The following is a 21739-nucleotide window of genomic DNA, read 5'->3' as shown; positions in this document are numbered from 1 at the left end:
CTAAACAAACTCAAGCTTAAATTCAATTTAAACTTGACAATAATATAGCCAAATTTCATAAATTCAACATACTAAGGTAATTATCATGAGTACTGCAATTGATAACTTCACCAAAAATCTTCATGACAATTTAGAAGCGGTTGAAGATCGGGTAAAATCGCTGAGAGAAAGTATTCAATCTGCGCCGAAAAAAACTCAAACTGAGATTGAATCTCAAATTGATGAAGCGAAGACAAAGCTGGATGCTAAGAAAAAAGAATTCGATGATTATCGGGCAAAGCTCAAAACTCAATTCGAGGAAAAAGAATCTGAAGTGAAGTCCCATGTCGAGGAATGGAAAACGGGTCGCAAAGTAAAGAAACTCGAACATCGGGCAGATAAAGCTGAAAACCATGCAGCTACGGCGACCTTCCTAGCGATCGCCACCATTGAAGAGGCTGAGAAAGCAACCTTAGAAGCGATCGCTGCCAGACTAGATGCCGAAGCTGCTGCGGTAACTACGAAGAAGTAATTCGTAATTCGTAATTCGTAATTAAAGACTAAATACAAACCTTTTTTAATTATGAATTATGAATTAATAATTATTAATTTGCTTGACATATAAAAAGGAACCAAACTCATGACATATTCACATACGGTTGTTGCTCATTTCCCCTCCCATGCAGAAGCAGAAGAGGTTGTATTGGAGCTACAAAAACAAGGCTTTGATATGCAAAAGCTCTCGATTATTGGTAAAGACTATCAAACAACTGAACATGTGCGGGGATTTCTCACCTGGAAAGATACGGCCAAAGCTGGAGCCGTAGGGGGTGGTTATTGGGGTAGCTTTGTCGGAGGTTTATTTGGCATTTTAGCAGGGGCTGGAGTGCTGTTTATTCCCGGAGTTGCTCCAATCATCATTGCTGGCCCCATTGCAGGAGTATTGGCCGGTTGGTTGGAAGGAACACTTGTTGGTGCTGCTGGTGTTGCTGCTGTCGGAGGACTGGCAGGTGCTTTAGGAGGGTTAGGAATCCCCAAGCACGAGATAGTGAAGTACGAGACTCAAATTCAAGCAGGCGAGTTTATAATCCTCGTGACAGGCAGCAACGAGGATGTCAGTCAGGCGAGGCAGATGCTAGACAGAATTAGTCATGGAATGAGCATTTCGATCCCTGTTTAACGCTTTGAACTATTAACCCGGCAACATTAGATAGATATAGTAGAGACCTAGCACCGCTACGTCTCTACAAGGATTCTGGATAACGCATATTTAATTTCTGGAGATATTTAAAGGAGTCATCATGGTAAGTAAAATTGACATTAACAAATCTGTACCGCGTGAGCGATGGGGTGAATTTTTTGATCTGTTTTCAAGTGGTAATCGTGGACGACATATTTCAATCGAAATCATCGATTCAGAACTCGGTGATGCAGAACTGATTCAGAACGCACCTTTAATGGCAATGGTTTACGATCGCCCCGGCAAAGGAGATGATTTGGTAATTGAAGTGGGTAGAGAAGAAGTGACTTACGCTCACACAATCGATTCACCAACTGAAGTTTTAACGGGACAGAACTCAAACGGTGTGATGATAGCGCTTCGGATTAGTGACGCTGCGGGGACAAAAACGTTGATCCAGCTACAAGCTAATTAATGTGAATGAAATCATTATCTCTCCGACACGTCAAGAACTTTAGATTTAGGTTCACAAAAGACGTAAAACACGATTAAACCAAGCTTTGCAGGGACTTAGTTGATATGGTTAAGGAATCTAATGCCTATTTGTTAGGTGGTGGTATCGGCTCTTTGGCAGCCGCCGCCTTCATGATTCGTGATGGCGGACTCCCTGGCGGAAATATTTTTATCCTAGAAGCAAAACCCTTGCTGGGCGGAAGTATGGATGGAGCCGGGAACCCTACAGATGGCTATTCCCTGCGCGGGGGAAGGATGTTAACGACCGACAATTACGAATGCACTTGGGATCTTTTCAAGTCGATCCCCTCCCTGAGTTCGCCGGGTAAAACGGTATTTGACGAAACGATGGAGTTCAATGAGCAGCATAAGTCAAATTCTATGGCGCGTCTGGTTGACAGCCGACGGGCGAAAGTCCCTGTAAGTTCGATGGGCTTTTCCATGCAAAATCGTCAAGAGTTACTGAAACTTACCCAAGCTGGTGAAACTGAGTTAGGTGCTAGTTGTATCACAGATTGGCTTTCCCCTGAATTCTTCGAGACGGAATTTTGGTATATGTGGGTGACTACGTTCGCTTTCCAGCCGTGGCACAGTGCTGTTGAATTCAAGCGTTACTTGCATCGCTTCATGCTGGAATTCTCTCGGATTGAAACCCTGGCAGGTGTTAAACGCACCATCTACAATCAGTACGATTCATTGATTCTTCCCTTACAGAGTTGGCTTGCTGCCCAAAATGTCCATTTCCTCGTCGATTGCAAGGTGACGGATCTGGATAGCACCACCGTAGAGGGGAAGTTGGTAGTGACAGGCATTCATTATCAGCAGAGTGGTGAAAGCAAAACCATTGCGGTTAAAGATAGCGACCTAGTTTTTCTGCAAAATGGCTCGATGACCGATGCCTCAAGTTTGGGGTCGATGACAAGTGCGCCCAAGAAGCTGACTAAACAGGACTGCACCAGTTGGACTTTGTGGGAAAAGCTGGCAGCAGAAAGTCCAGATTTTGGTAATCCTGCTGCTTTTAACAGCAGCATTGCCGAGTCTCTCTGGGAGTCTTTCACGGTGACACTGAAAAACCCTGCATTCTTCGATAAAATCGCCAAATTTAGCGGCAATCAAGCGGGGACTGGTGGGCTAATCACGTTTAAAGACTCAAATTGGCTGATGTCCATTGTCCTCGCCTATCAACCCCACTTTATAAACCAGCCTGCTGATGTACAAGTCTTCTGGGGATATGCTCTTTTTGGCGATCGCATCGGTAACTTCGTTCCCAAGCCAATGAGCGACTGCAACGGTGAAGAAATTCTGCGAGAACTCTGCGGTCATTTAAGATTCGATTTGGACATAGTAGAATCGGCAAACTGCATTCCTTGCAGAATGCCGTACATCACAAGTATGTTTATGCCTCGTTTACGCAGCGATCGACCATTGCCGATCCCTCGTAGCTCAAAGAACCTTGCTTTCATCAGCCAGTTTGTGGAAATTGCTGATGATGTCGTCTTCACAGTTGAATATTCGGTGCGAGCTGCTCAGATGGCAGTCTACGAATTCCTAAGTATCGATCGCCAGATTCCACCTATCTCGCGTCATGACAAGTCACTGCAAGTCGAGTTTAAGGCTTTAGTCAAAGCGTTTAGGTAAGTTTCTCCGTCTCAGTCTTTCCCCCTTGCCCCCTGCTCCTCTGCCTCTTTTGACTAACGGGCGTTTCAACGGGACAGAACTCAGATTTTTATTGTTCGAGGAACTCTCTCATGAAACCGGATTACCTGATTGTCGGTAGTGGTTTATCAGCATTAGTCTTTGGCGCTTTGATGGCCAACTCTGGCAAGACTGTGCAAATTCTCGAAGCCCATGAGCATCCCGGAGGCTTTGGGCATACGTTTACAATGGCTAAAAAATATACGTTTAACGCTCAATTTCACTATGTCTGGGACTGCGGTGAAGGGCAAACCGTCAATCGGGTACTCAAAAAACTAGGGTTAGATCGAGAAGTAACTTTTGAACGTTATGACTCGGACGGCTTTGATCACATGAGAATGCCAGAGCATAGTTTGGATATTCCTTCCGAGCCAGAAGAACTGATCCAGCGATTGTCTAATTTGTTTCCGGCTCATGGCGATCGCATTGATAAATTCGTCAACGAAGTAGAAAAGACTGGTGCAGGCTTGAAAAAACTCTCTCCACCGATCAAGCCAATTGAACTGCTCAAACATCCAAATGAGGTATTTTCTGCCGTCCAGTATCTCAACAGCACACTTCAGGATGTCTTTGATAAGTTTCAGCTACCCCAAGATGCTCAAACCTTATTAGCCCTACAATGGCCTGATTTTTTGCTGCCTCCCAATCAACTCTCCTTCTATGCTTGGGTGATATTGTTCCGAGGTTATCAAGCGGGCGCATTTTACCCAACCCAGCATTTTGAGTATGTGATTAATTCCTTGGTTAATGTTATCGAATCACATGGGGGACAGGTGTTGCTCAACCATGAAGTTACGAATTTTAGAGTCACAGACAGAACGGTTACGGGAGTTCAGGCGATGGATCTCACCACCCATCAAACCCAGGAATTTACAAGCAACACCGTAATTTGCAATATTGACCCCAAAAAAGCCGCCAAGATGATCGGGGAATCGCAGTTTTCTAAAAGTGTGCGTCGAAAACTCAACTATGAATATTCGGCATCTAACTACATGGTTTATTGTGTCGTCAAAGATATCGACCTCCGAGAGTATGGATTTGGTAAGTGGAATCTCTTTCATACAGGGCATCACGATTTAAATGAAGCCTTCGCGCAGATGTACGATCGCAATGACTTTTCTAATCCTAGTTTTGCCATCACAACGCCCACTTTATTGACTACAGCAAGTCGGGATTGCCCAGAAGACTGCCAGATTGTGGAATTTCTCACCGTTGCTAATTACAAATACTTTCAGGAATTACGAGATAATGACCGCAAAGCTTACAACCAGAAAAAGCAAGAAATCTTAGACTCCATCCTCGATGTTGTAGAAGAACACTATGTACCGAACTTTAGAAAACATATAGTCTTCCACATCACAGGTAGCCCTACTACCAATGAGCGTTTTTGCTGGTGTCCCAATGGGAATTCCTACGGCTCCAGTATGACACCGCGCAATATGGGTATGGGACGACTGAATCACGAAACCTCACTCAATCATTTCTATTTCTGCAATGCCTCATCTGGCTATCCCGGCTTTGCTGCCACATTTTGGACAGGCGCACTGCTGTATCAACGATTATCAGGTGACGTGATTTTAGGCTAAGGCTAAACAGGCTGGGGTTGCTAGATCCCCGATTTCTTAAAGAAGTCGGGGATCTGAACACGACACTACGCACTTTATCTATATTCAATTCAGATGTAAATCATGAGAATCGCGATCGTTGGGGGGGGAGCCAGTGGAATGGTGACAGCTTACCTGCTCGATAAACAAGGGCATTACGTCACTGTGTTTGAACAGCAACCTACTTTAGGTGGACATATTCGGACACTGAACAAGAACGTTCAGCCGAATCAAGCCGATTGTAATGAAATTTTGGAAAATGGAGTACTCGAATTTCCGACTGTGTTTTACAACTTCATCGCCCTCATGGAAGAGTTAGGGGTGAAACTAGAACCTGTAAATATGGGTTCAGCGATGTTTTTCAAAAATGGCAGCCACTTTCTATCAAGAGTCAGCATCCAGAAGAACTTCACAGGTATTCGCCGCCTAATTGAATATTTACGCCTCGATACCCTCTATGCTCGTTCTGCTGGATTATGGCTAAGAATAAAATTTGCTCACCTGCAAGATTTTTATAATCAGCCTTTGTCCCAATACTTGAAACGCGCCTGTACTCGCAATACTTGGCTAAAATTGCTAGTCATGTATAGCTATTCAATGCCGTTGGAACTGATTGATGATTTTCCGGCAGAATTGGCAATGCCTGTCTTACGCAAGGATGTCGCAGTCCATTGGCTCAAGGTTAAAGGCGGTGTGTATTCTTACATTGAAAAAATTCTGGCGCGATTCCAGGGTGAGGTTTTTCTGAATGTAGAGATTGACCGGATTTTCAGAACCTCGGATACTGTGAAAATTGTGCGATCGACTGGTGAAATTCAGGAGTTTGATAAAGTCGTGTTTGCTACGCCACCCGACCAAGTGATGGCGTTGTTAGCAGATCCAACCGATGCCGAAATCAAACGGTTTTCTGCCTGGAAAGCCAATTATGCGACTACCTTACTGCATACAGATAGTTCCATATACAACCGCTATGGCATTAAACAACCCTCAGAATTTGATTTCTTTCAGGCAAAAAGCCGATGGGGTTATAACAGTTGCCTGAATCAAATTTGTAACATCTCATCACCACCAAATTATTTTCTCTCGTTCCAACTAGAGGAGTTAATTGCTAGCGATCGCATTATTCACATTCAAAAACATCACACCCCGTTATATACCACTGAATCTTTTCAATACCGAGATGAAGTAGTTGCCACTAATGGCGAGAACAACACCTACCATGCGGGAGCCTATCTTGGTGATGGGTTGCATGAAGGAGCTATAACTTCTGCTTTTCGAGTCGCTCAACTGGTTGGGTTAAGCCAAGGCTCGATTGATATCACAAATCCTAAATCAATACCACAATTTGTACAACATTGATCCATCAAATTTTTTATATAAATTAAAAAGGGGATGAACATGAGAGTTATTGAGCCGGAAATTGATGAGCAAGTTGTTAGTTCTGGGTGGATAACCGCAATCGCTATTCTGATGATCGTGTTGGGCATCATTGCAATTGCATTTCCTTTCTTTGCCAGCGTTGCTTCAACCTTAATATTTGGCTGGATATTCATCTTTGCTGGAATTACTCAAGTTGTTTATGCCTTTCAATCAAGAGATGCAGGTAAAGTTATCGGGAAGCTGATTCTAGGTCTTTTGTATCTCCTATCTGGAATTCTCGTGGTGGTAAATCCGTTTCAAGGGGTGCTTGCCCTGACGTTAGTGTTGGGTATTACTATTTTTGTGCAAGGCGTGATTCAAGTGGCGATCGCATTTCAAATGCGTCGGATTTCATCTAACTGGGGATTAATGCTGGTAAGCGGAATCATCGGCATTATTTTCGGTATTTTCATTTGGTCTAACTTTCCATTTAACGCAGTTTGGCTGATTGGCACTTTCATTGGCATCAATCTTTTATTCGATGGAGTTTGGATGCTAACTTTGCATTCAGGACAGCGCCGCGCTTTACAGTAGAAAAGCAGAGGGCTTTAGTCTTCTCTACGAGACGCTGTTCGCGTTCACTACAAACCTTAAATTATTCACGCCGCTCTACTTAGACAAAATTATTCTGTCGATAGCTGTCTAAAACTTTGAAGCAAGAAATAAGGAATTATTTTATGACAACCGACAAAAATCATAGCCACTATTTTCAATATATTAGCCATCTGCACAGCACACTTGCTCCCATTATGTTGTTGCCTTTATTGCTGACAACCATTACAGGAACGGTTTATCAGATCGTTGATTTGGCAGGTCAAAAAAAAGAGTTTCACTGGTTATTACATTGGCATAAGGGAGACTTTGGCGCAATTAATCTAGAAGTCATTTATCCCTTCCTGAATGCTCTCGGCTTGTTCATCTTACTTTTTACAGGAATTTATATGTGGTTGCATCTGCGACCTAGTTCTAAAAAACAATTGACTGATCTGTCCCATTAATTTTGCGGGGCTGCGAGATCCCCGACTTCTTCAAGAAGTCGGGGATCTGAAACACCACTAACCACTCATAACGAATGAAATGAACGATTACTTAGGCTTAAAACAATGATTATTAGTCATGAATCTCAAGGGACACAGCCCGTCGGAACCCAAAATAGCGATTCGGCAGATCGCGTGGCAGTTTTGCTCGCAGGTTATGGTGAAGTGCAATCTTACCGCGCTCTGAGTGTTTACAACCAAGCTGCAACAAAGTATATTGCATCTCAGTTTGTGCCGATTCCAAAATGGCTATACCCTCTTGCTGGTTGGTTTCTCGCACTTCAAGATTTGTACAATTTTGGAGTCAAGCACGATCATTTCATATCACCTGAAAATGAGATTTTTGAAAAACAACGTCTTGGTATCGAAGAACAGTTACAACACCAATGGGGAAATCGGGTGCAAGTGTTCAAAGGCTTTTATTTCTGTCAACCATTTGTGCAAGAAGTTGTAGCAGATATCATTGAGCAAGGTTTTCAGAATTTGCTAATTTATCCAATGCTTGTAGTCGATTCTGCATTCACGGGCAAAATAGCTGTCGAGCAAGTCAATGAAGTTATTGCTGCGACTGCATCTGTAAATGAGCCTGAACATTCGCCATTCAAAGCAATTCGATATATTCCAGCCTTTGCAACTGAACCTGCCTACATTGATTTGATGGCGTGTCGAATTAAGGAAACTCTGAATCAGCTATTTGTTGGTCGCTTCTTTGAGTCTCAGATTGGCATTGTATTAACGGTTCACGGTGGCCCAGAAAAAGCGCAAGGACTGTTAACTGGGGTGATTGATGGACAAGCCCTTTATGATGGCGTGGAAGCACAGTTACAACATCAATATCCGCTAGTCTCAATCGGTTGGGTGAATCATGACACACCTTTCATCAATTGGTCACAGCCCGATCTGAAACAAGCTGCCAAAAGCTTAATTACAGCAGGGGCACAAACCATTCTATTTAAACCCGTTGGCTGGGTGACAGATAATTATGAAACTATTCTTGATGTCGAAGATGCGATCGCATCTTTGCAGCGTCAATATCCAACGGTGACTTACACACGGCTTGATTGTGTCAATGACGATCCTGATTTTCTCAAAATTGCAGCAGAATGGGCAAATCCTCACATTGAAGCCATGCTGTCAGTGCCGCAACACCACGAGCATATTCAAACTAGAAGACTTGATTTTGACTGAACTTTGAAATAGGTTAAAAACCACAGTGCGGGATTTATCGAAACAGAATTCAGGAGTCAGGAGCCAGAATGGGCTAAACGCCCCGCTTCCGCTAACAGAATGAATTTTGTGCGACTGGCGGATCTGAATCTCCCACTGATAGCGAGTCCACGAGTGTCTTGATTCTGACTGCTGAATTCTGACTTCTGAATTCTTCTTCAATTTTTCATAATTCAAATTAGTTGCTCTTTACCCTCAATTACGAGCGTTATGAATAGGAAAAATTTTATCAGTATTGCAGGAGGGACAATAATTGCAACTGTGACAACATCTTATTTGTTGAGTGATAAAAAGAATCTTTTAAGGACGGATATAAAACCAGAAAACAATAACAAATAAACTCTTAAACCGGATGAAAAAGACATTCTGTTTCTCGCCTCACTTGCGCCGAGTGGACACAACACGCAGCCGTGGTTTGTTCAATATCTCGAACCTTATTACTGGATTATAGCCTTGCAAGCAGAAATTACCGCACTGGGAACTGAGATTCAAGCTTTAGCACTACGAGATTTAAATAATTCGTAATTAAGTTTTGTATCGTATTCAATCAATTCATTCAGGAAATAAAACAACCGTCTATCACAGTAATATCATAAGCCAAAGTTGTTAATTTGACTCTGGTAAGCAGTTCTAAAATTCAATGTGGAACTAGTGAACAAAGGAGATATCAATGAAAACAAAAGTAGGGCTGTGGATTGACCATAGGAAAGCTATTGTCGTGACTGTTACGGAGAAAGGGGAAGATATAAAAGAGATCGTATCGGAAGTAGAAAAACAGCCTCGGCGTTCTGGTGATTCACCTCTTAAGGGTGCTTACGAATCACATCAAGTACCCGCAGATGATAGCCTCCAGAGAAATTTTACAGGACAACTCAATATTTACTATGATGCGGTAATTTCATATATTCGTGATGCCGAGTCTATTCTGATATTTGGGCCGGGTGAGGCAAAAGATGAACTGAAAGAACGTCTTGAAGAAAATAACCTCGGTAGACGCGTCATAGGCATTGAAACAGTTGACAAGATGACGGATCAGCAAATCGCGGCGAAGACTCGACAGCAATTTGCCGAATTGCGTTAAGCAGCAAAAAGATTTACCGCAAATCAAACCGATGAATCCTCAACTCTCCACGTTTTGGAGCTTACCTTATGAAGACGTTAAGCCAGTCTCCCAATTCATCCAAAAAGCCTAAAACGGGATCTAGCCCATCTGGAGACGTATCCAACGCGCTCATCGATATCGCTCAACATGATGTAGATGGAGTTCTGCACTTATTTGACACTTCCCTAGAGGGATTGACTGAGACTGAAGCCAAGCAGAGATTAGGAAAATCCGGGCTGAATGAAATCGCCCGCGAAAAAGCGATCGCGTGGTATATCCAACTGCTGAAAACGGTGACTAATCCCCTCTCGCTTTTACTCATTGTTCTGGCAACGATTTCACTGTTAACTGGGAATTCGACATCCGCCTTAATCATTTTTGCGATGGTGATTTTCGGTGGGTTGCTGCGCTTTTCACAAGAATTTCAGTCGAACAAAGCCGCCGAAAAGCTGCGGGAAATGGTGAGCGCAACGGCAACGGTGAGTCGCAAAGGTGCCGCACTGAAAGAAAAGAAGGGAATAACAGCAGGAAAGGAAATTGCCGTAAAGTTGCTCGTACCTGGTGATGTCATCTTTCTTTCAGCCGGAGATATGATACCAGCCGATGTCAGGCTGATTGCTACCAAAGATTTATTCCTCAGTCAGTCAACCCTCACCGGGGAGTCTCTACCCACTGAAAAACACCCAGAACTCCCAGATCACAATGAGAAAAACCCACTAGAACTAGTCAATCTCTGTTTCATGGGCACTACCGTAGTTAGTGGTTCTGGAACAGCCGTTGTCGCCGAAACGGGTAGTCATACTTATCTAGCATCATTGGCTAAAACCGTTAGTGGACGCAAACCACGAACAAGCTTTGACAAAGGCGTGAATGGCGTGACTATGCTGCTGTTGCGCTTTATGCTGGTCATGGCTCCACTAGTCTTTTTGATCAATGGGGTGGTTAAAGGCAATTGGATTGAGGCATTCACATTCGCTTTATCTGTGGCTGTGGGGCTGGCTCCAGAAATGTTACCTGTGATTGTCACGGCCAATTTGGCCAAGGGGGCAATTACCATGTCTAACAAAAAAGTGATTGTCAAAAACATTGATGCAATTCAAGATTTTGGCTCCATGAATATTCTCTGTACTGACAAAACAGGTACACTAACTCAAGATAAAATCGTCTTACAGAGACACTTAGATCCCTATGGTCAAGAGAGTACAGATGTTCTCAAATATGCCTATCTCAATAGCTTTTACCAGACTGGCTTAAAAAATTTATTAGATGTCGCCGTTCTCGCTCACAATCAAGAACTTGAATCTTTAGACATTGAGAAAAACTACCAGAAATTTGATGAAATTCCCTTTGACTTTGTGCGTCGTCGGATGTCTGTTGTCGTCGAAGAAATGGGAAAACAGCATATCCTGATTTGCAAAGGTGCGGTTGAAGAAGTCCTAAAAGTCTGCACCCAACTCAAAGTTGATGACAAGATTTTGCCAATGGATGAGTCAGCCCGTACTAAGGTTGCTGATTTACAACAAAAGCTCAACTCTGAAGGGTTACGGGTAGTCGCGGTGGCGTACAAAGTCATGCCAACGGATCAATTGCATTATGCCATTACCGATGAGAGTGATTTGGTGCTGTTGGGTAACATTGCGTTTCTCGATCCGCCCAAAGATTCCGCAGCCCAGGCGATTAAAGCCCTCAAGGGACATGGAGTTGATATAAAAATTATCACTGGGGATAATGAAATCATTACTCGTAAAATCTGCAAAGATGTTGGCTTACCTGTCCAAAATGTTTTATTAGGTAGCGATATTGAATCTCTATCAGATGATGAATTAGCTTCATCTGCTGCAAACACAACTATTTTTGCTAAATTCTCTCCCACCCAAAAAGCCAAAGTTATACAGGTGCTGCGAAAGAACGGCAACGTTGTAGGATACATGGGAGATGGGATCAATGATGCAGCTGCTTTACGGGAGGCAGATGTGGGCATCTCGGTTGATACAGCAGTCGATATTGCTAAAGAGTCGGCAGACATCATTTTATTAGAAAAAAACTTATTAATCCTGGAATCTGGGGTAATCGAAGGTCGCAAGACTTTTGCCAACATTATCAAATATATCAGAATGGGTACTAGCTCTAACTTTGGCAATATGTTTAGCGTCTTGGGTGCGAGTGCTATTTTGCCATTTTTACCGATGCAGCCAGTGCAGATATTGATCAATAATCTTCTCTACGACTTTTCGCAAACGGGCATCCCCTTCGATGATGTGGATCAAGAAGCCCTAATCAAGCCGCCGAAATGGAAAGTTGATAATATCCGGCGCTTTATGATCTTCATTGGCCCAGTTAGCTCCATTTTTGACTATTCTACCTATGCCTTGATGTGGTTTGTATTTGGGGCGACTTCTGTAGATAATCAAGCTTTGTTCCAAACAGGTTGGTTTGTCGAAAGTCTGATGACTCAAACGCTGATTGTCCATGTGATTCGCACGCCTAAGATTCCTTTTTTCCAGAGTCGGGCTTCTTTGCCCATGCTGTTGATCACCGCCACTGTGATGGTAGTCGGAATGTATCTGCCATTTTCTCCAATTGGAGCCGAATTAGGGTTTGTTCCTTTGCCAGCCGTTTATTTTCTTTGGTTAGCTTTAATCTTAACTTGCTATTGTATATTGACTCAATTTGTGAAAACTTGGTTTATCAAGAAATATGGATATACCTAAGAGGGTGTTTGAAAAGTATTTTTGGTAACATCAAAGTCTCCCAAACCTAACAAGAACAGCCTCTTCCCTACTAGCGTTGGGGAGTAAGATTCAAACCTATTACGCCAAGGGCTTGTACAAAAAGCTATTCATCTTCGTCTCCTGATGGTCGTTCGCTCTCGCTTTGTTGGCTGTTCCACTCTAAAACAATACGCTCTAACATTTCATCCTGTGTACAGTTATTTACAACAGCGTATTGTTTAATTAACTCTCTTACTTTCAGACTAATGTAGCGTATATCTAGTGGGTTATTTCTTGCCATTTTCATGATCTTTTATAGCGTTGTTAAATAGTTGAGTCCTAACTTTGGTTCCCGTTGTGCTTTGAAAATACTAACGTATAGTTGATTTTTAGCAAGTCTAAACATTTTAGTAGTGGTAAATATGTAGTGATAATAGAGATTTAGTAACTAAAATTATTTCTTTTTATCCAAAGCTAAAAAGACTAGAAAAATAGTTTGAGTTTACATAAGTGAGCGCAGCGAAGATGGAGCTAGAGGATTATGTAGTGGGGAGAGGGGAGGAGGCTTTGGGTAAATCAATTGAGAAGATACATCCTTGATGGGGGATATCCCGAACTGAGAGTATACCTTTGTTTAACGATACGGCGCGTCGTGAGATTGTAAGCCCAATCCCCAATCCTGATCTATCTGTTCCCATCTGAGAAAAAGCCTTAAAAAGTTCTTCCACTTCACCAGGCGGGAGTCCTCCACATTGATCCTCTATTTCAAGCAAAACACGCCCACCTACAGACTTACCGCGTATCCATACAATCCCACCCTGCTTCGTGAATTTAATGGCATTTTGAACCAGATTCGATAAGGCAGATATTATTAGGTGACGATCTATTAAAACTTCCAATTCCGGCGCTACCTCAACACACACCTCAATTGATTTCGCACTTGCTTCAAACCATGCAGTAGCCTCAACTTCACTGACTAGGTGAATAACTCGACATCTCTGATATTGTCCGGTTGATTCGTTCCGCAGTCGCACCTCAACAAGTGAACGATCAATAATGTCTCTCATCCGCCTATGGGCATTTTTAAGAATACGAGATGTACTTCCATTGGTTCCGACTTTCCCTGTGATTATAAGTTGGGAAGCTAAACTAGCAGAGGTCAACGCATTTCGCAACTCATGTGCTAGAAATCCCAGACGTAGAACCTCATCCCGCTCTGCATTCTCGCGCTGACCTCGATTAAACTCTGTAACCGCTTCAGCGATAGCAATATCGAGGCAGAAATTTAATCGATTGAATTCACGAGGGGATGTTGTTTGATTAGTATTCTCCTGAATATACTCAGTGATAGCTTGACAAATAGCGCCGTAGCCATGAACAACCTGAGAAATGCTATAGCCAAGTTTTAACGACTCTTTCCCCCGGCGCTCTGCTGCGGCTCTGTGAACACTTTCTATAGAATTGTTATATGCTTCACCAGATTCATCTGTATTAGTATCAGCACGTAATACCTCAATGAGTTCATTGTAGAACATAGGTAATCCTCTTTCCATTTCGTCGCTCGAACTCATGGAATCAGCAAGACGCGCGATCTTTTTTGAACACAAGGCGAGAATTTCGTCACGTTCTGCTAAGAGAAATTCATGTAACATTATGAATGTTCTTAATTTTATACTTATTCTACCATCAGGAGATCGCTAGAACAGCGATCGCATCCACCCCAGAACAATTTCCCATACCCTCGCCGAGGCTAAGTATTTAACCCACATTCCGCACGTCATTTTGTAGTATAAAAAGCAATACAAAAATTTGGAAGTAGTTACTGAATTATCCGAATATAAATACTAAATCTGTATTATCACTATAGTCAGCCTCGATCTCAATTCAAAATGATTTTATTAGTGGTCTGTCCCTGAGCATCAATATCATAGACAATTGGAATTGCTGTTCCTAACTCAACATTGACAATCTCCCCTTCGGATAGGTTTTCCAAGTGCTTAATGATGGCACGGAGTGAGTTTCCATGCGCTGCAATCAAGACGTTATCTCCTGTGATTAACTGCGGCAAAATACGATCGCAAAAGAATGGAACAGTGCGCTTCACCGTATCTGCCAAACTTTCGCCACCCGGTGGAGGCACAGCATAGGATCGTCGCCAGAGTTGCACCTGTTCTTGGCCAAATTTTACGGCGGTTTCAGCTTTATTCAACCCTTGCAGTTCGCCATAGTACCGTTCATCTAGCATAGCTGTGGGATAAACTGGCAGTTCCCGTTCAGGATCGCCCTTATATTTATCCCAACCATGCCAGGCTTGATCATCTGTCTGATGCTTGATGATTGGAATTCTCCCGTCGCAAATATCATCTACTTCTGTCAAGATAATAATTGCAGTTTCAATAGCTCGAAACAGCATACTAGTAAAGCAAACTCTGACTCGATAATGCTTCAGTTTACAGGAGGCGATCGTTGCCTCTGCTCGCCCCTGTTCGCCTAAAGGAACATCAACCCATCCTGTAAATTTATTCTCTGCATTCCAAAGGCTCTGTCCGTGACGGATCAATATTAATTTAGCCATTATGTGTTGCTTTGGTGTGCGATGCGTGGATCTAGAGTTCCAGGGTGTCAAAAATGTCACGCAGAATCTGTGCTGAATGAATAAGCTGTTGTTGCTCCATATCGTTGAGAGTAAGGTTGACCCTCTTAATGACACCTTTTTCATTGACGACAGAGGGTAGGCTGAGACAAACATCGCTAATGCCATAGAAGTCATTCACCAGAGAGCTAATTGTAAGAATACGCTCCTGTCCACGCAGAATGGCTTGGACAATTTCAGTGGTTGCCAGTCCAATGGCGTAGGAAGTACACCCTTTGCGTTTGAGGATTTCGTAGCCAGCGTTTTTAACCCGTTCAAAAAGCTCTTTTAATGCAGCCTTATCTAGTGCTGAACTACCCTCTGGGTCATAGAGAGGCATTCCGGCAATATTCACCTTGCTCCAAACGGGCACTTCACTGTCGCCATGTTCACCAATGATGTAAGCATGAACACTGCGTGAATCAATGCCCATTTTCTGCGCCAGCAGGGTACGAAAACGGGCAGAGTCAAGCACGGTTCCAGAGCCAATTACCCTAGCAGCAGGAAAACCGGAGAGCTTTAGTGTCACATAAGTCATAATGTCTACGGGATTGCTGACAATCAGCAAGATAGCATTGGGGCAATATTTGACGACATCTGCAATCAAGCTCTTAAAGATGGCAAGGTTGCGTACAACCAAGTCGAGGCGGCTCTCTCCCGGCTTCTGACTGGCTCCAGCAGTAATAATTACCAGGTCTGCATTCTGTCCGACATCGGCAACTGTGCCAGCTTTAATCTCAACAGGCTCGACAAAAGGAATGCCATGCCTTAGATCCATGACCTCTCCCTGAAGCCGCTCTGTCTGAATATCTTGAAGAATTAACTCATCAAAACAGTTTTGGATCATCATCGAATAGGCACATGCCATCCCTACTTGTCCAGCACCAATAATGACACCTTTGCGAGGACGGATGCTGACTTTATTTTCAACACTGGGATTAGGCGTAAAGAGGGTTTCAAACATTTTTACTGCTGCAATAACTTAGTAAGCGATCGTCACTGAATTTTAGATTTTAGATTTTAGATTTCCAATCCAAAAGGAAAGTTAGGTACAATTTTTTACTCAACTCCCTACCTTCACTACGGGATGCGAGAGCGTTCAGGTATAGGATCAATCTAAAATCCAAAATTGTTTGACCTTATGCACTTAGGGACTTCCAGAGAATAAATTACCCAATTTATTGAGATGATATTTTTCTTTTCTCCCTACTCCCCTGCCTACACAGCGATTGATTATTTTTTAACTGGAAGTCCCTTACCAAGAGTGGAGCGCCCGGAGTTGAGGTGTTTTCTTCAATTGATGCCTCTGCATCCGAGTCAAGACATCATCCAGAATCGTCACGGCTTCAGCAACAAACGGGCCCTTGTTGAGCATGACGCACTCAGCCCGTTCTGCCATTGCTGCATCCGTCATTTCTGCTCGTGAGGGAATTCCTTTTTTCACCAGATTTTCTAGCACCTGAGTTGCCCAAATCACCGGGATATGAGCCGCCTCACAGAGCCAGAGAATTTCTTCTTGCATTTCAGCCAGTCGTTGATACCCAATTGCGATCGCCAAATCGCCTCTAGCAATCATCACCGCAAAGGGTTGTTGACCTGCCGCTTGCACAATCAACTCAGGTAAATTACTGACGGCTTGGGGTGTTTCAATCTTAGCAACAATGGCAATTTCGCGTTGAGGCATCCGATCTGCTAACTCTTGCTGGAGCAGTTTAATATCATTGGCAGATTGCACAAAAGAATAGCCCACAATATCGGCATGGGTGGCAACAAAATCTAAATCCTCTCGATCTTTATCAGTAAGTGGGCTAAGTTGCAAATCTGTATCGGGGAAATTAAGCCCCTTGTCTGGCAGAAGTTTACTACCCTTTAAACTCGCATGGGTGATGCGTAAGAGAACACCCTGATCCGTAAGAGATTCTACACGCGCTCCAATACGACCATCATCAATCCAGGCAGTTGCACCCACCTGCAATTGATCGAGTACTCCAGGGAGAGTACAATTTGCCTGGAAACAGGTAGCATCCGTCATACTAGGCATATCACGGGTTAAGACAAGACATTCCCCTTGAAAGATGCGATGTTTCTGATTAGGTGTCATTACTAAGCCAATTCGGGGCTTCGGCCCTGCCAGATCCATTAAGACTTTGCAAGAATTTCCGGTTTCTTTCTCTGCCTGACGGACATTGCTAATCATCGCTTCCCAAAGGTTAGCGCGATCGTGGGCACAGTTAATGCGTACACAATTAGTCCCTCGCTGAAGCAGATCCCGGACAAATTCGTAATGGCTGGCGGCTTCCATTGGCAATGTCACCATGATTCTGACCCGGCGATGAGCTAAAGTCTGACCAAACACATCTTCGGTATGTTGGTGAAGTAGGCGATCGCCCTCCAGAAACGCCCCAATAGAAGGACGAATCGGCAAATTAGCCGAACTTACGTGACAAATTGCCCCCAGAGTGGCAATCACGGCATCTAAATTCGGCATGACTCGCGCTTCCAAACGACCCAAGGAAGATAAGCCCCAGGGGATTAAGGCAGCTTGCAGAGGACGTAGGTCATGTCTTCGTAGAGCCATGTAATGGGCAAGATTGAGTCCACTGCTAAGAAACTCTTGTCGTTGAATGCGCGAACGCCACTGGTTAAAAATGTCTTGCCCTTCTTGAACAACCACCTGACGCAATTTTTGCAGCGTATTTAACAAGACACAAGGATCAGATAGGTCTAATGCAAGGTAGTCAAAAGTATCTTCTTCTTGATTATGCTCTAGAGTAGAAATTGTCATTAAATAACCCTCAAAAGACTGTATTAACAATTTAATAACGAACCACAGAGGCACAGAGAACACAGAGAGAAAGAGAGAAAGATTCTAAAACTTAGTTTACGTAAGCATTGTTGGCTTGACAGACTACTAGTAGCGTCAATTGAGTTACCCCAAAACCGGGGGTTGTGTCTTACCAAATTGCCAGCTAAGGAGCGATCCCAAGCCCAACAGACTCACAACAAACACCACAATCCCGCCCACAAATGGAATCAGCGCAAGTACTGTGACAATCAGCAACCCAATCAAGAACTGCTGCAAGCTGCTTTGCCGTTGGTGTAGCCTCTCTGTAAGAAAATCGCTTTTTACCACTTGTTGACCGATGAATAGTGAAATTCCCAATGCCCCAACCAATGATGTCAGACTCACCATCAACATCAAAAGTGGAATCAATGGAATACCAATTAGGGTGATTGCCAAAAAAATGTTAAGGGCAAATAAAGTAAATATTGCCCCAATTCCCAATAAGGCGCTTTTACCGGGATATTGACGCACGGTAGCTGCTAAATTCGGCAGAAAAGGTGGCGCGGTTTGTAATAAAATTATGCCCAGAATCGCACCGACGATCGCAGAGAAAATCCGAAAACCAGCGTGAAAGAAATACATCGGCAAAAATCGATCTTGATGACGGTACATTCCCGTCATGCCTCGTTGATTATATTGACCGTCGAATGTGCTGTTTGAGCCGCCAATTGTGGCTCCTTCTGCTAATACGACTTTGCCACCGATCGCATAGGCATCGCCATCTACCCGTGCGCCTTGCTTGAGAATGATATTTCCACCGATAGCGATCGCAGTTTGTGTCACCCGTCCATTGGGTTGGACGATCGCCGAACCACCAATGGCAATAGCATTTTCTACAACTTGTTTTTCTACAACCGTGACATTTCCGCCCAATCGAATCAGATTGGTATTATTAATATTTAGATCAGTCTGTGCGATCGCATTTCCGGCAAACAGAAATACTATCGTAGAGATAAACACGATTGTCAACTGCTTCCAGTTCATGGTTAAGACTCCTAATTTTATTTTCCAATCTCACCAGTTAGATTAGGCAATACTTGACCGAAGAGGCAGAGGGAATTATCTTCAACAGTCTTCTCTAATCTTCTTCAACTAGTTTCACCTGATTATGTGGACTGTAATCTAAACAATTAATGGCTTGATCGGTTAGCACCGTTGATGGATGGACGGTGCATTTGAGATATGAATTATGACTAAAATATCGACAGTGAGGACACTTGGCTTTGTGAGGCAATTTGAGGCTAAATAAATACTGCTGCACCCGCTTCGGAATAAAGGCATAAATTAAAGTAGCGATCGCCGAAATAATCATGGCGCTGACTACTATCAGGAAACCCATATCTAGCACAGAAAGAGTTTCAACTCCCTGATGATCTAGAGGGAGTGAATTAGCTGGCAGAGTTGTGATCGATTTTTCTTCCATGACTCCATTACGCTCCTATATTCTGTTATAAATAGGTTCAAAATGAAGATATTGAATATCACAGTCATTAAATCATCTCGTTTTTTATACTGTTCCACTACTTTGGACGAGTACCGTTTGATTTACTGTATGAATTAATTGATTACGATATAAATTGTAATCAAAAGCAATAAAAATCTTGAGGATACAATAAGGGGTAAAGGTATCTTTTATAGCTTTACCCCTATAACTCAATACAGTTCAGTATGCTTTACTAATAATCACAGCTTTTAATGCTGCTGTGCTGTATCTAAATATCTACAGGTTATACCCTGAGATATTTTTTTAATCAATTGTCAACTTTTCAAACAACCTCTAAGCAGGACTAAGAGTTTTTTGCAAGTTCTCAATTTTGTCTTGAGAAAAACTTGTTCTAATTAGCTTTCCTCCAAAACGATTAAATTCTGTAATTATTTTCTCTAGATTAGCGGAGGAAATTAGAACAAACAATGATGAAGAATTTGGTTTTAAAGATTCTTCAACTTCTGTTAAAAAACTACTATCAAATATGCCCTCTTTAATAGTAAGAGTGCGATGAAAGAAAACTGCGCTGATGATTCCACCCCAGAGTTCATTACTCAGGTCTCCAGGTTCAACCAAATCATGATATGGTTTAACCCTAATCTTACCAGCTGCATTTTTGGTAATCACAACTGCATCTTTCAAATCTGCTAAGTTTTCTCGCTCAAGTTTGAGTAGTTCTAAAAGTACTTCGTCTGCTTTATATTTGTCATCGAAATTGACTACAACTAATTCACTCATACTATTTTTGGATTGTAATTGTTTAAAGGAAAAATGACTTTCTACTCGATCTGCATTTTACCTCATAAACTGCTTATTTTTAGTTTACGATACCTGCGATCGCTGCTACTGCATTTACTGATTTGGCGAATAGACTTGGTGTAAATGGGAAAGCGATCGCAAGACAGTAGATTTTATCGCTCGGTTGTCGCGTAGAACGTCCGCGCCTGTGCCAGTAACTGGTCTTCGCTCATGTGTTGTTCATTGACAACGACTGTACCGACAACTAGCTGGGCGATATCTGGATGATGTTCTTTGAGATCCGCCAGCAGATAATCCATTGCGCTGCTCGATCCGGTTGAACTGCCAAAGATCAGAATCTTCTTTGCGCCACTTAGCGTAGGCGTAGCCCGTCGTAGACATCGCGCTATTGCCTCATAGAAGGATTTTAGTTCCGGCTGGCGCTGACCGTTGGCATCGTCATCCACATTGTGAAGATGCCGATGAGAGCCGTCCGGGTCGTAAGGAACGATCCGTTCTGGTACTGAGCCGTGCAGTTCAGTTTTATAGATACGCGCCTCACGGTGATCAATAACCACCAGCAGGTGGACACCCTTGGCGATGATTGCCTGAGCGGGGACAGCAGAACGCTCAAGGAAGTGGCGAATCTGCATTAGTTCATGAATATCAGATAAATCTTTGTGCTTCGAGGGGTGAACTGTCAGCGTCTCACCATTCCGCGTAAATCTTATATTGCCGTTATGTTCCTGAGTCTCTTCAGTCAGTGCATTTAGCATCGATCGGACATCGTGCCACTGAAGGTTACGGGCTACCGGGTGTCCAAAGATAGCGTTGTAAGTGGTTTGATGAATCCGGGACATCTGCGTTTCCATTAATTTCTCCTTGGTCTTATTAGACCAGTTATCATCGGATACACTCAATCTCTAAAATGGCTAATAGGTTTTCTAGACGCGATAAATCGCCTTCTCTACAAGTGTTTTGGGCTTATCTGAACTGTATTAACTTATAAACAACTCTGCTCATTTACTACTCTGGGCGACTACCGTTTGAGTTAATGGATGAATTGATTGATTACAATACGAGCTATGGCAACTCGTTGTTGTTGTCCTCCTGAAAGCTGCTTAGGGCAGTTTGTTAAGCGATCGCCCAATCCACCTTTCAGGCGCATGATGCTAAACGCGACGGTTTACCCAGTGTCCTGGCACCCATCGCCGAGGTTGATAATGTCCTGGCACCCATCGCCGAGGTTGGTAATGTCCTGCCACCCAGACCCGGCGATAACGAACACGGCGTGTAGTATTGCGCCGAGTTTGTTCGCGCTGGTTTTGAGCCAATCGATCTGGTGCAACCCGGCCTGCCTCGATGACACCGGAACGAGTTGAATTCTGCCTATCATTAACATTGAACTCTGCGGCTGAGGCAGATTTTGCCAAGACTCCAAGGGGAAGAGCAAGCATCAGGATAGCGATTATGCGTTTCCTCAGAGGGTGACAAGCGACCTATAAAGTTTGCTGCATAAGGGAGAGGGCAGAAAAACCACGCTGAAAATAGAGTTGTTTATGAGGTTTGAG

General features: G+C 43.2%; 21 protein-coding genes and 1 pseudogene. 11 read left to right on the top strand and 11 right to left on the bottom strand.

What is annotated here, in order from left to right; all coding sequences use genetic code 11:
- Positions 1 to 85 precede the first annotated feature (85 nt).
- The 11 genes from V7K69_RS28470 to mgtA all read left to right on the top strand — a co-directional run bounded on the left by V7K69_RS28470 (position 86) and on the right by mgtA (position 12467).
- Positions 86 to 511 carry a hypothetical protein gene (locus tag V7K69_RS28470; protein WP_335040733.1) on the top strand — a complete coding sequence of 142 codons (426 nt, stop codon included), beginning with the start codon at positions 86 to 88 and terminating at the stop codon, positions 509 to 511.
- Positions 512 to 619: 108 nt separating this feature from the next.
- Positions 620 to 1159 (top strand): general stress protein, encoded by a 540-nt coding sequence (locus tag V7K69_RS28465; RefSeq protein ID WP_335040731.1) that lies wholly within the window; start codon positions 620 to 622, stop codon positions 1157 to 1159.
- Positions 1160 to 1280: 121 nt separating this feature from the next.
- Positions 1281 to 1634 (top strand): DUF5335 family protein, encoded by a 354-nt coding sequence (locus tag V7K69_RS28460; protein ID WP_335040729.1) that lies wholly within the window; start codon positions 1281 to 1283, stop codon positions 1632 to 1634.
- A 104-nt stretch (positions 1635 to 1738) separates the two neighbouring features.
- Positions 1739 to 3310 (top strand): oleate hydratase, encoded by a 1572-nt coding sequence (locus V7K69_RS28455; protein WP_335040727.1) that lies wholly within the window; start codon positions 1739 to 1741, stop codon positions 3308 to 3310.
- Positions 3311 to 3420: 110 nt separating this feature from the next.
- Complete coding sequence (locus tag V7K69_RS28450; protein ID WP_335040726.1) at positions 3421 to 4953, top strand: phytoene desaturase family protein; 1533 nt, start codon at positions 3421 to 3423, stop codon at positions 4951 to 4953.
- A 102-nt stretch (positions 4954 to 5055) separates the two neighbouring features.
- Positions 5056 to 6330: an FAD-dependent oxidoreductase gene (locus tag V7K69_RS28445; protein ID WP_335040725.1), complete on the top strand. Its 1275-nt coding sequence runs from the start codon at positions 5056 to 5058 to the stop codon at positions 6328 to 6330.
- A 39-nt stretch (positions 6331 to 6369) separates the two neighbouring features.
- Complete coding sequence (locus V7K69_RS28440) at positions 6370 to 6924, top strand: HdeD family acid-resistance protein (protein WP_335040722.1); 555 nt, start codon at positions 6370 to 6372, stop codon at positions 6922 to 6924.
- 143 nt (positions 6925 to 7067) lie between these two features.
- Positions 7068 to 7388 (top strand): hypothetical protein, encoded by a 321-nt coding sequence (locus V7K69_RS28435; protein WP_335040720.1) that lies wholly within the window; start codon positions 7068 to 7070, stop codon positions 7386 to 7388.
- A 105-nt stretch (positions 7389 to 7493) separates the two neighbouring features.
- The gene (locus V7K69_RS28430; protein ID WP_335040718.1) at positions 7494 to 8615 is read left to right on the top strand and encodes a ferrochelatase; all 1122 of its coding nucleotides are present in this window, start codon (positions 7494 to 7496) and stop codon (positions 8613 to 8615) included.
- A gap of 709 nt (positions 8616 to 9324) precedes the next feature.
- On the top strand, positions 9325 to 9735 hold the full coding sequence (locus tag V7K69_RS28425) for a hypothetical protein (RefSeq protein WP_335040716.1): 411 nt from the start codon (positions 9325 to 9327) through the stop codon (positions 9733 to 9735).
- Between the two features lie 68 nt (positions 9736 to 9803).
- Positions 9804 to 12467 carry a magnesium-translocating P-type ATPase gene (gene mgtA / locus V7K69_RS28420; protein ID WP_335040714.1) on the top strand — a complete coding sequence of 888 codons (2664 nt, stop codon included), beginning with the start codon at positions 9804 to 9806 and terminating at the stop codon, positions 12465 to 12467.
- Between the two features lie 124 nt (positions 12468 to 12591).
- Here mgtA and V7K69_RS28415 read toward each other — a convergent pair whose 3' ends face one another.
- The 11 genes and pseudogenes from V7K69_RS28415 to V7K69_RS28365 all read right to left on the bottom strand — a co-directional run bounded on the left by V7K69_RS28415 (position 12592) and on the right by V7K69_RS28365 (position 21625).
- Positions 12592 to 12774: a hypothetical protein gene (locus V7K69_RS28415; protein WP_335040712.1), complete on the bottom strand. Its 183-nt coding sequence runs from the start codon at positions 12772 to 12774 to the stop codon at positions 12592 to 12594.
- A gap of 232 nt (positions 12775 to 13006) precedes the next feature.
- On the bottom strand, positions 13007 to 14119 hold the full coding sequence (locus V7K69_RS28410; RefSeq protein WP_335040710.1) for a sensor histidine kinase: 1113 nt from the start codon (positions 14117 to 14119) through the stop codon (positions 13007 to 13009).
- A 227-nt stretch (positions 14120 to 14346) separates the two neighbouring features.
- Entirely contained in the window at positions 14347 to 15042 is a 696-nt protein-coding gene (locus V7K69_RS28405) for a 2,3-bisphosphoglycerate-dependent phosphoglycerate mutase (RefSeq protein ID WP_335040707.1), read from the bottom strand.
- 31 nt (positions 15043 to 15073) lie between these two features.
- Positions 15074 to 16063 carry an L-lactate dehydrogenase gene (locus tag V7K69_RS28400; RefSeq protein WP_335040705.1) on the bottom strand — a complete coding sequence of 330 codons (990 nt, stop codon included), beginning with the start codon at positions 16061 to 16063 and terminating at the stop codon, positions 15074 to 15076.
- A 291-nt stretch (positions 16064 to 16354) separates the two neighbouring features.
- Positions 16355 to 17884: a pyruvate kinase gene (locus V7K69_RS28395; RefSeq protein ID WP_335040703.1), complete on the bottom strand. Its 1530-nt coding sequence runs from the start codon at positions 17882 to 17884 to the stop codon at positions 16355 to 16357.
- A 144-nt stretch (positions 17885 to 18028) separates the two neighbouring features.
- The gene (locus V7K69_RS28390; protein WP_335040701.1) at positions 18029 to 18928 is read right to left on the bottom strand and encodes a polymer-forming cytoskeletal protein; all 900 of its coding nucleotides are present in this window, start codon (positions 18926 to 18928) and stop codon (positions 18029 to 18031) included.
- Positions 18929 to 19022: 94 nt separating this feature from the next.
- Positions 19023 to 19367 carry a hypothetical protein gene (locus V7K69_RS28385; RefSeq protein WP_335040699.1) on the bottom strand — a complete coding sequence of 115 codons (345 nt, stop codon included), beginning with the start codon at positions 19365 to 19367 and terminating at the stop codon, positions 19023 to 19025.
- 354 nt (positions 19368 to 19721) lie between these two features.
- On the bottom strand, positions 19722 to 20168 hold the full coding sequence (locus V7K69_RS28380; RefSeq protein ID WP_335040697.1) for a DUF1269 domain-containing protein: 447 nt from the start codon (positions 20166 to 20168) through the stop codon (positions 19722 to 19724).
- A gap of 173 nt (positions 20169 to 20341) precedes the next feature.
- Positions 20342 to 21040 carry a hypothetical protein gene (locus V7K69_RS28375; RefSeq protein WP_335040695.1) on the bottom strand — a complete coding sequence of 233 codons (699 nt, stop codon included), beginning with the start codon at positions 21038 to 21040 and terminating at the stop codon, positions 20342 to 20344.
- Positions 21041 to 21231: 191 nt separating this feature from the next.
- Positions 21232 to 21327 (bottom strand): annotated as a pseudogene (locus V7K69_RS28370) (ATP-binding cassette domain-containing protein); the annotation flags it as partial.
- Between the two features lie 13 nt (positions 21328 to 21340).
- Positions 21341 to 21625 (bottom strand): hypothetical protein, encoded by a 285-nt coding sequence (locus V7K69_RS28365; RefSeq protein ID WP_335040693.1) that lies wholly within the window; start codon positions 21623 to 21625, stop codon positions 21341 to 21343.
- Positions 21626 to 21739 lie beyond the last annotated feature (114 nt).

The organism is Nostoc sp., from assembly GCF_036917775.1.
Lineage (GTDB): Bacteria > Cyanobacteriota > Cyanobacteriia > Cyanobacteriales > Nostocaceae > Nostoc.
The sequence above is the reverse complement of the archived record's forward strand: the minus strand, read 5'-3'. Positions and strand labels throughout refer to the sequence as shown.

Excerpts from the sequence above, each read along its gene's own strand:
- V7K69_RS28470 (WP_335040733.1), top strand. The coding sequence starts at position 86 with ATGAGTACTGCAATTGATAACTTCACCAAAAATCTTCATGACAATTTA.
- V7K69_RS28465 (WP_335040731.1), top strand. The coding sequence starts at position 620 with ATGACATATTCACATACGGTTGTTGCTCATTTCCCCTCCCATGCAGAA.
- V7K69_RS28460 (WP_335040729.1), top strand. The coding sequence starts at position 1,281 with ATGGTAAGTAAAATTGACATTAACAAATCTGTACCGCGTGAGCGATGG.
- V7K69_RS28455 (WP_335040727.1), top strand. The coding sequence starts at position 1,739 with ATGGTTAAGGAATCTAATGCCTATTTGTTAGGTGGTGGTATCGGCTCT.
- V7K69_RS28450 (WP_335040726.1), top strand. The coding sequence starts at position 3,421 with ATGAAACCGGATTACCTGATTGTCGGTAGTGGTTTATCAGCATTAGTC.
- V7K69_RS28445 (WP_335040725.1), top strand. The coding sequence starts at position 5,056 with ATGAGAATCGCGATCGTTGGGGGGGGAGCCAGTGGAATGGTGACAGCT.
- V7K69_RS28440 (WP_335040722.1), top strand. The coding sequence starts at position 6,370 with ATGAGAGTTATTGAGCCGGAAATTGATGAGCAAGTTGTTAGTTCTGGG.
- V7K69_RS28435 (WP_335040720.1), top strand. The coding sequence starts at position 7,068 with ATGACAACCGACAAAAATCATAGCCACTATTTTCAATATATTAGCCAT.
- V7K69_RS28430 (WP_335040718.1), top strand. The coding sequence starts at position 7,494 with ATGATTATTAGTCATGAATCTCAAGGGACACAGCCCGTCGGAACCCAA.
- V7K69_RS28425 (WP_335040716.1), top strand. The coding sequence starts at position 9,325 with ATGAAAACAAAAGTAGGGCTGTGGATTGACCATAGGAAAGCTATTGTC.
- mgtA (WP_335040714.1), top strand. The coding sequence starts at position 9,804 with ATGAAGACGTTAAGCCAGTCTCCCAATTCATCCAAAAAGCCTAAAACG.
- V7K69_RS28415 (WP_335040712.1), bottom strand. The coding sequence starts at position 12,774 with ATGAAAATGGCAAGAAATAACCCACTAGATATACGCTACATTAGTCTG.
- V7K69_RS28410 (WP_335040710.1), bottom strand. The coding sequence starts at position 14,119 with ATGTTACATGAATTTCTCTTAGCAGAACGTGACGAAATTCTCGCCTTG.
- V7K69_RS28405 (WP_335040707.1), bottom strand. The coding sequence starts at position 15,042 with ATGGCTAAATTAATATTGATCCGTCACGGACAGAGCCTTTGGAATGCA.
- V7K69_RS28400 (WP_335040705.1), bottom strand. The coding sequence starts at position 16,063 with ATGTTTGAAACCCTCTTTACGCCTAATCCCAGTGTTGAAAATAAAGTC.
- V7K69_RS28395 (WP_335040703.1), bottom strand. The coding sequence starts at position 17,884 with ATGACAATTTCTACTCTAGAGCATAATCAAGAAGAAGATACTTTTGAC.
- V7K69_RS28390 (WP_335040701.1), bottom strand. The coding sequence starts at position 18,928 with ATGAACTGGAAGCAGTTGACAATCGTGTTTATCTCTACGATAGTATTT.
- V7K69_RS28385 (WP_335040699.1), bottom strand. The coding sequence starts at position 19,367 with ATGGAAGAAAAATCGATCACAACTCTGCCAGCTAATTCACTCCCTCTA.
- V7K69_RS28380 (WP_335040697.1), bottom strand. The coding sequence starts at position 20,168 with ATGAGTGAATTAGTTGTAGTCAATTTCGATGACAAATATAAAGCAGAC.
- V7K69_RS28375 (WP_335040695.1), bottom strand. The coding sequence starts at position 21,040 with ATGGAAACGCAGATGTCCCGGATTCATCAAACCACTTACAACGCTATC.
- V7K69_RS28365 (WP_335040693.1), bottom strand. The coding sequence starts at position 21,625 with ATGCTTGCTCTTCCCCTTGGAGTCTTGGCAAAATCTGCCTCAGCCGCA.